General features: G+C 57.5%; 12 protein-coding genes. 7 read left to right on the top strand and 5 right to left on the bottom strand.

Annotated features, from left to right (window positions below; genetic code table 11):
- From VEV40_RS05045 to VEV40_RS05030, 5 genes are all read left to right on the top strand, one after another.
- Window positions 1-186: hypothetical protein (locus VEV40_RS05045; protein WP_324830619.1), on the top strand; the 186-nt coding region annotated here is incomplete at its 5' end.
- Window positions 187-247: 61 nt separating this feature from the next.
- The gene (locus tag VEV40_RS20670; protein WP_414637798.1) at window positions 248-367 is read left to right on the top strand and encodes a hypothetical protein; all 120 of its coding nucleotides are present in this window, start codon (window positions 248-250) and stop codon (window positions 365-367) included.
- Between the two features lie 128 nt (window positions 368-495).
- Complete coding sequence (locus tag VEV40_RS05040; RefSeq protein ID WP_324830617.1) at window positions 496-873, top strand: YciI family protein; 378 nt, start codon at window positions 496-498, stop codon at window positions 871-873.
- Between the two features lie 170 nt (window positions 874-1,043).
- Window positions 1,044-1,439 carry a YciI family protein gene (locus tag VEV40_RS05035; RefSeq protein ID WP_324830615.1) on the top strand — a complete coding sequence of 132 codons (396 nt, stop codon included), beginning with the start codon at window positions 1,044-1,046 and terminating at the stop codon, window positions 1,437-1,439.
- A 184-nt stretch (window positions 1,440-1,623) separates the two neighbouring features.
- Window positions 1,624-2,406: a prepilin peptidase gene (locus tag VEV40_RS05030; RefSeq protein ID WP_324830613.1), complete on the top strand. Its 783-nt coding sequence runs from the start codon at window positions 1,624-1,626 to the stop codon at window positions 2,404-2,406.
- Here VEV40_RS05030 and VEV40_RS05025 read toward each other — a convergent pair.
- Genes VEV40_RS05025 through VEV40_RS05015 form a run of 3 tightly spaced genes read right to left on the bottom strand, consistent with a single transcriptional unit; the run spans window position 2,372 to window position 4,243 of the window.
- Window positions 2,372-2,923, bottom strand: a complete 552-nt coding sequence (locus tag VEV40_RS05025; protein ID WP_324830611.1) for a DinB family protein — start codon at window positions 2,921-2,923, stop codon at window positions 2,372-2,374. The genes VEV40_RS05030 and VEV40_RS05025 overlap by 35 nt on opposite strands.
- Before the next feature lie 37 nt (window positions 2,924-2,960).
- Window positions 2,961-3,707, bottom strand: coding sequence for a tetratricopeptide repeat protein (locus VEV40_RS05020; protein WP_324830610.1), 747 nt, complete (start codon window positions 3,705-3,707; stop codon window positions 2,961-2,963).
- Between the two features lie 56 nt (window positions 3,708-3,763).
- Window positions 3,764-4,243, bottom strand: a complete 480-nt coding sequence (locus VEV40_RS05015; protein ID WP_324830609.1) for a GNAT family N-acetyltransferase — start codon at window positions 4,241-4,243, stop codon at window positions 3,764-3,766.
- A gap of 77 nt (window positions 4,244-4,320) precedes the next feature.
- On the opposite strand from VEV40_RS05015, the gene VEV40_RS05010 reads away from it, so the two are divergent.
- Window positions 4,321-5,220, top strand: coding sequence for a LysR substrate-binding domain-containing protein (locus VEV40_RS05010; RefSeq protein WP_324830608.1), 900 nt, complete (start codon window positions 4,321-4,323; stop codon window positions 5,218-5,220).
- A gap of 75 nt (window positions 5,221-5,295) precedes the next feature.
- Window positions 5,296-5,745 (top strand): SET domain-containing protein, encoded by a 450-nt coding sequence (locus VEV40_RS05005; protein ID WP_324830607.1) that lies wholly within the window; start codon window positions 5,296-5,298, stop codon window positions 5,743-5,745.
- A 226-nt stretch (window positions 5,746-5,971) separates the two neighbouring features.
- Here the strand turns inward: VEV40_RS05005 and VEV40_RS05000 are convergent, their stop codons facing one another.
- Window positions 5,972-6,292 carry a hypothetical protein gene (locus VEV40_RS05000; RefSeq protein ID WP_324830605.1) on the bottom strand — a complete coding sequence of 107 codons (321 nt, stop codon included), beginning with the start codon at window positions 6,290-6,292 and terminating at the stop codon, window positions 5,972-5,974.
- Window positions 6,293-6,443: 151 nt separating this feature from the next.
- A partial coding sequence (locus tag VEV40_RS04995) for a hypothetical protein (RefSeq protein WP_324830604.1) occupies window positions 6,444-6,884 on the bottom strand: 441 nt, incomplete at its 5' end.

Here is a 6,884-nt window from a genome sequence, read left to right as displayed (position 1 = left end):
GTCATCTGCCCTAGCTGCGGAAATGAATTCGGGTACAGCGACTTCACCCTTAAGCATGATGAGCTGCGACGGCAATGGATCGAAAAGGGCATGCGTTGGTCAAGCACCTGGTCGAAGGCCCCAGCGGGATGGGATCCGCGCCAGCAACTCCGGCGGGCAAACTTTACTGATGCCAATTGCGGGTAGGCGGCTCCCGCGCGGGCTTCGATGACCTAACTCCTGCCTGGCGTATTAAGCCCGTGCCGATATGTACCGCCGGCTCGGCAGGACCGCTGAGGCCCGGGCTTCTTACCAGAAAAGTCTGGCGCTGACCCCGCAGAGAGCGGAGTGGCAGTTCCTGCAAGAGCGGACTCGGCAGCTGAAATAAAAATTGGAGTGGCTGTCGATTTGCCGTCTCCCGAACGACCATAGGACGACAGAACGATGAGCTACGGTTCCTGGGTGAACAGGAAGCGAGTCATCGGAAACAAACTACAGAAACCAAGGAGAAAAGCGATGCCACAGTATCTGGTTTGTAACTATCTCCCCGACGACTTCGACCCGTCCACTGTAACCGAAGCGATGATGGAAGAGATCCACGCGCTCAACCGCGAAATGATTGCTGCCGGCGTGAGGAAATTCGCCTGCGGAATTTCCCCCGCCGCCAACGCAAAGACGGTGCGGAAGCAGCCCGATGGCAAGGTGCTCGTCACCGACGGGCCATACATCGAAACCAAGGAGCACATGGGCGGTTTCTGGATACTGGAAGCCGCCAATATGGACGAGGCGCTCGCGTGGGCGCGCAAGGGCGCTATCACCTGCGATGCAGCGGGCGAGGTGCGCGAGCTTCTCTTCTTCCCGGCCCCGGAACAAGGACCTGGTGAAAGCAAGTAAACAACCCACGCGCTGTAGCGACGAGATGAAGCACCCCACGGACGAAGACCAGTCCCCACCCCAGCAAGCAAAAATCGCTCGCTGGGACCCCGGTGTCCGCGGGGGGCCGCACAACGAACCGGCGCAACGCTTTGCTGCCGGTTCCGCCAATCCCCTATGAGGAGAGAACAATGAAATACGTCTGTTTGGGGTACTACGACAAAAGTAAATTCGATGACATGACTGACGCCGAGCAAAACGCCATGTTCGACACATGCTTCGAATACGACGACCATCTTCGCGCCAGCGGGCACTGGGGTGGTGGCGAAGCGCTTCAGGGTCCGGAAACCGCCTTGACCCTGTCATGGAAGAACGGCAAGGTGGCAACCACCGACGGTCCGTATGCGGAAACCAAGGAACAACTCGGCGGCATTCTCATACTCGAGGCGCGGGACATGAATCATGCTGTACAGCTTATAGGCCAACATCCGGCGCTGACATATGGCAACATCTTCGAGATTCGCCCAGCCGGAGACATGAGCGAAGTTATGAAGGCGAGTGAACAGCGGCGCAAGAACACCGCATGATGAGGCAGCAGAGGCCAGTGCAGCCTGGCACGAGAGCCAGAGGAGCTCTAGCGCGAAACACGCTCCCTACTCGATCCCCGGTTTTTGTGGCAATTGAGAGCTGCTCAGCCATCGATCGGGTTCCTGGCCTCTTCAAGTCTTTTCTTAAAGCTCAGACAGCGGCCAAAGGCTCTATACTTCGGCAGTGACCCTGCTTGTCGCCATCTTCTCGGTATTATTCGGGCTCGCCTTCGGCAGCTTTCTCAATGTCTGCATCTCGCGTCTGCCGAAGGGCCAGTCCATCATTCGCCCGGGCTCGCGCTGCCCGTCATGCAGCCAACCCATTCGCGCGCGTGACAATCTACCGATTCTGAGCTGGATACTGCTCGGCGGACGCTGCCGTAATTGCGGATGGAGCATCTCCTTGCGGTACCCGCTGGTCGAGCTGGCAACGGCGGCGCTCTTCCTATTGGCCTATCTGACCTTTGGACTGACCGTCGAAGGCGCCGGTATGGCCGTGCTCTGCTTCCTGCTCCTCGGTCTGGCGGTCATGGACGCTGATTCCCTGCTCCTGCCAAATGCCTTCACTCTGCCGGGAATCGCCCTCGGCATTGTGTACTCAGGACTGCGCGGAGGCTGGCGCGGCGCAATGCTGGCGGCACTCTATGCGCTGATCGCCGCCCTCCTCATCGTTATCATCCGCGGAGTCTACTGGCTCATCCGCCGGCAGGAGGGAATGGGCCTGGGCGACGCCAAATTGCTCGCTATGATTGCCGCATGGCTGGGACCGGTTCAGGCAATGCTGGTTCTTTATCTGGGGGTGATCGCCGCCGCCGCTCTCGGCGTCCTGTGGATGGTGCTGAACAAACGCGCCCGCGTGCGCACTCTCAAAACGCCGTTTGGCGCATTTCTTTGTGCTGCTGCGATCTATACACTATTTTTGGGCCGCCCTATCATCCAATGGTATTCGCACTTTTTCCGTCATTGACACTCGCAGCAATACGCGACAACTGCGCCAGATGGTGCCGGGTGTGCACTGTATGAAATTCCCGCCACTGGTCCGCCGAGAGCGGCCCGAACGCAAAATGCGAAGCCATGGGGCCGGGGCCGAACTTCTCTGCGCACTGATCGAGCAGGCCGTCCATCTTTTCCAACGCATCTCTGAACAATGAAGCGAGTTCCGGGCCGGACAACAGGCTCATCTGCAACTTGCCCGGACGCACCGGCTCCGGCGATTTGGTCAGGGGCAGACGCCCGACCATGATCGTGCGGCGCCATCGCTCTTCGTGCTCGAGAGTATGCGGCGCGTCTGTCGGTCGCCCCTTCCGCAGCCGCTCTTCAAGCACGCCGGCCGTTCCGCGAAAGGTGAGAATCAGGTGTTCGATCAATTCCTGGGCGCACCACTGGTTCGGGTCACTGTCAGGGTGCATCTGGGCCTCAGAGGCGCTCAATCCAGCAAGCACCGCGCCGTATGAGTTCTGAACAGATTCTAATGCAGCGTGCATCGCTGGCTGACTCCCGGGACTTGCACCCAACGTTAGTCTAATGCTTCGCCGAAGCCATCTCTTTCAGCGCCTTGCGCGCGTCTTTTGCCTTGGGACCGTCGGGCAGGGCAGCGAGATAAAGCTGATAATTCTGGACGGCCTCATCGCGATGGTTCATGCGGCGCGCGGTTTCAGCCAGATAGAAAACAGCGTCCGCATTTCCGGGATCGGCCTGGGTTGCTTCCTTAAATCGGGCATAAGCTCCCTTGTAGTCTTCGCGATTCAGATAAAATTGCCCCACATGAACATCATCTGCGGCCAGCTTGGGGTCGTGGACGACTCCGCCCGCGCCATTGGCGATACGGTTATCTCGGTCACCTTCTAAGTCGAGACTATCGAGCGCCTTGGTGCGGCTGGTGCTTTCACCTGTCTCCGCAGCGGGCGCCGGCTTGGCAGCCTCGGCGTCGCGAGCCTTGGCGTCTGCGGCGGCTTTTTCTGAAATGTCCTCAGGAAAAGGATTGTCGTCAGCAGTGGATTTCTTCGGCTGCGTTTTCGCATCAGGCGTTTGCTGAAGGGCAGGCTTGTCGCCGCTCTGGGTGTTTTGCGGACAGGTGCTGGATGTCTTCCATGGACCTTTGTCTCCCTTGACCGCCTGGCCGCTGCAGTTCTTGTCCGGCTGCGTAGACGGGGCCTGAGGCGATGGCGGAGGCGAAGCATAGGGATCGGATTGCTGCTTTTGCTGCGCAAATGCCGCTGAACCGTAAAGTACGAGGGCGAGAACCGGAATTGAAATCATCTGCCGCATCAAAATCTCATCCTTCTACTGTAGACGCGGTACAACAGCAAAAGGATGGGACAAATCTAGAGGTGCTGCTCCATGAACACGTTCGCGCGCCTGTATGGCGACGGCTCCACCCGCGAGGGATCCATATGCCTGAACCCAAGCGATTCATAGACGTGAATCGCATTCATCAGCTTGCTGTTAGTTTCAAGCGTGAGCCTGCGCGCGCCCAGTGCCCGGGCCGCTTCAATGATGTGGGCGAGCATTGCCTTGCCAATGCCAAGATTGCGATGCGATTCGTCCACTGCCATCTTGGCCACCTCGAACGACCGTGACCCATTGGCGATCAGCGCGCAACATCCGACTATCTTCTCGTCGAGCATCGCGAAATAAATGTGCCCGCCGGGACCAAGGATGTACTTCTCCGGATCGTTCAGTATAAGCCGGTCCTTTTCCTCAAGACCGAAATACTTAGTGATCCACTGCTCGTTCAGCGTGCGAAACGCCTTGCCATCACCGAGCAGAAACTGGCGGAAGGTAATTTGCATAAGGGCCTGCATTCAATCCCTCCTTAATTGTTATCTAGCGTCATTTTGAATAAGATGTCCAATATATTGTTAATCTGTATCCAGACTCTATGGATATTGCTGACATTGAGCTGCGTCACCTTCGCTACTTTGTCGCCGTAGCCGAAGAGCTGCACTTCGGCCGCGCGGCACAGCGTCTGCACATCGCCCAACCGCCGCTTTCGCAGCAGATTCGCAAGCTGGAAGAGGCTGTGGGACACCCGTTGCTGCTGCGTACTTCGCGCAACGTGCGGCTTACAGCGGCGGGCGAAGAGCTGCTGAAACGCGCGCAGCAGACCCTGCGCAAAGTCGCTGAAGATGTGCACAGCACGCGCCGCATCGGACGCGGCGAAGTAGGAACACTCACAGTTGGCTTCATTGCATCGGCTATGCTAACCGTCCTGCCGCGCATGTTGAGCCAGTACCGCACGCGCTTTCCGGAAGTCGAACTGCGGTTGCGCGAGTTCTACACGGCTTCGCTGGTGAGTGCCTTGCGCAACGGCACGGTGGACATCGGCTTCACGCGCGACGCCGGAAATGAAGAGTCATTGCACACCGAGATTCTGCTACCTGAGCCTTACATTGCGGTCGTCTCCGCGCAGCATCCATTGGCTTCAAAGACTTCGATCCGCATCGACGAACTGCGCGCTGAGCCGTTCGTGCTTTTCTCGCCGGATGTCGGAAATCTGGCCTGGGAGAAGACGCAGCGTCTGTGCCAGCAGGGCGGCTTCCGCCCAAGAATCGTGCAGGAAGCCCCGCATTGGCTGACCATCCTCCGGCTGGTGGGCGCCGGACTGGGTGTCACCATCGCTCCCGCCTGCGTCGAGAAAATCGCTAACGACGAAGTGCGCTGCCTCCGGCTGCGGACCGCGAAAGTCTTCAGCCATCTGGAACTCGCCTACCGCATGGAGACATTGACGGAGCTGGAAGAGACGTTCCTTGCGCTGGCGCGGAAAACATTTCAGCATTGAAGTGGATGCCCATGTCCCGCTTTTGAGACATGGGATCATCCATAAATTGCGCTATACTCGGCTCGAACCCTTGCCATGAGCCTGATTATCCGTTCCTCTGCCATCCATGCAGCCGGCTGCTATACGACTGCCCCAATCAAGAAAGGCACGCGCGTTGTCGAGTACACCGGGCCGCGCATCAGTAAAGAAGAAGCCGACGAAAAGTACCAGAACTCGCCTACGACTTACCTGTTCGGGATCGGGGACGGCTCAGTCGTTATCGATGGCCACGGCACGGCCATGTTCATCAACCATTCCTGCGACCCGAACTGCGAGAGCAGCGAAATTCGCGGACGCGTGTGGATCACCGCCATCCGCAACATCGATGCAGGCGAAGAGCTGACCTACGATTACTGTCTCTATGATGGCGATGACGATGAGGCGCTCTGCAACTGCGGAGCGGTGAATTGCCGCCGAACGATGTATTCGAAAGAGGAAGCGAAGAAGCGAAAACGTAAAGCGAGGAAGTCACGCAAGAAAGCGTGAGCTGGGGGAACGAGAAATGCTGTCATTCTGAGCGCTAAAACGAATTGAAGTGGATGGACCCGGTCTTCTTCTCATCGCACAGCTACTATTAAAACAATACGAGCGTGCGACAGCACACTCCTCAGTGCGATTGGCCAGATTAAGAAAACAGATCCTTCGCTGCGCTCAGGATGACAACCACCGCTGGCACATATCCTTCCCTACTCACAATCTGGAATGTGGCCGATTACGATTTTTCCACCGAGGTCACAGTGATGGTGTCGCCATCTACGGTTCCCTTGACCGTGACATTCTCCCCGGCCAGACTCTTGACGGCATCTTCTTCGCCCTTCAGCTTATAGACCTTGCCTTCGCTGACGAGGACAGGCGCAGAGCCATGTGACATGCAGCTTTTGACGCACTTGGTCGCGTCGGCGCTGGGCGAGCTGTGGGCAGCCCCGCAGTGGCTGTCGCTGATAAATCCGTTCATGGTGGTGGTTGATTGGGCCGAAAGACCGGCCACGCAGAAAGCCAGTGACCCTGCTGCCAGAAAGAGCTTGAATCGCATACGCTATCTCCTCAGTAAATTGCTGGAAAACAGGATAATCCTACAGTGGACATGCGCACTGCGAAATAGAATTCCTGCTTTCATCGGAACAAAAAGGAACAGCGGCGGAGGTATGACCTCCGCCGCTGTTGGGTTAGTGATTGATATTGAATTAGAAGTTAAAGCTCGCCTTCAACTGAATCAGACGAGGCGACGCGTCGCCACCGAGGAACGATCCGAGAATTGAGGTAGGGGTATTGACAGTTCCATTGATGGTGCCAAAACCGCCTTGGCCACTTCCCGCTTCAACATCGTTGACTGGCTGCGCGAAGTTCGGGTGATTCAGAACATTAAAGAACTGCGCACCCACCTTGAGGGTGGCGCCTTCCCAGTGAGGAACACCGAAAGCCTTGGAGAGGCTAAGATCGGTGTCGGTGTAACCGGAGCCGGTAAATTGGTTCCTGCGTTGCACGTTAAAGCCCGAAGCAAAGTCAAAATTGGCATAACCCGCGCTCGAATTGCCTGCGACCGCGAACGCGCAAGGCGAATTGCCACCGTTAATGCCTGCATGGCTTGCCCCGCCGCAGTGGTTGTTAATGCCGTACGCAAGCTG

The organism is Alloacidobacterium sp., assembly GCF_035631355.1.
GTDB lineage: Bacteria > Acidobacteriota > Terriglobia > Terriglobales > Acidobacteriaceae > Alloacidobacterium.
Note: the sequence above shows the minus strand (reverse complement) of the source record. Positions and strands in the feature narration are given on the sequence as shown.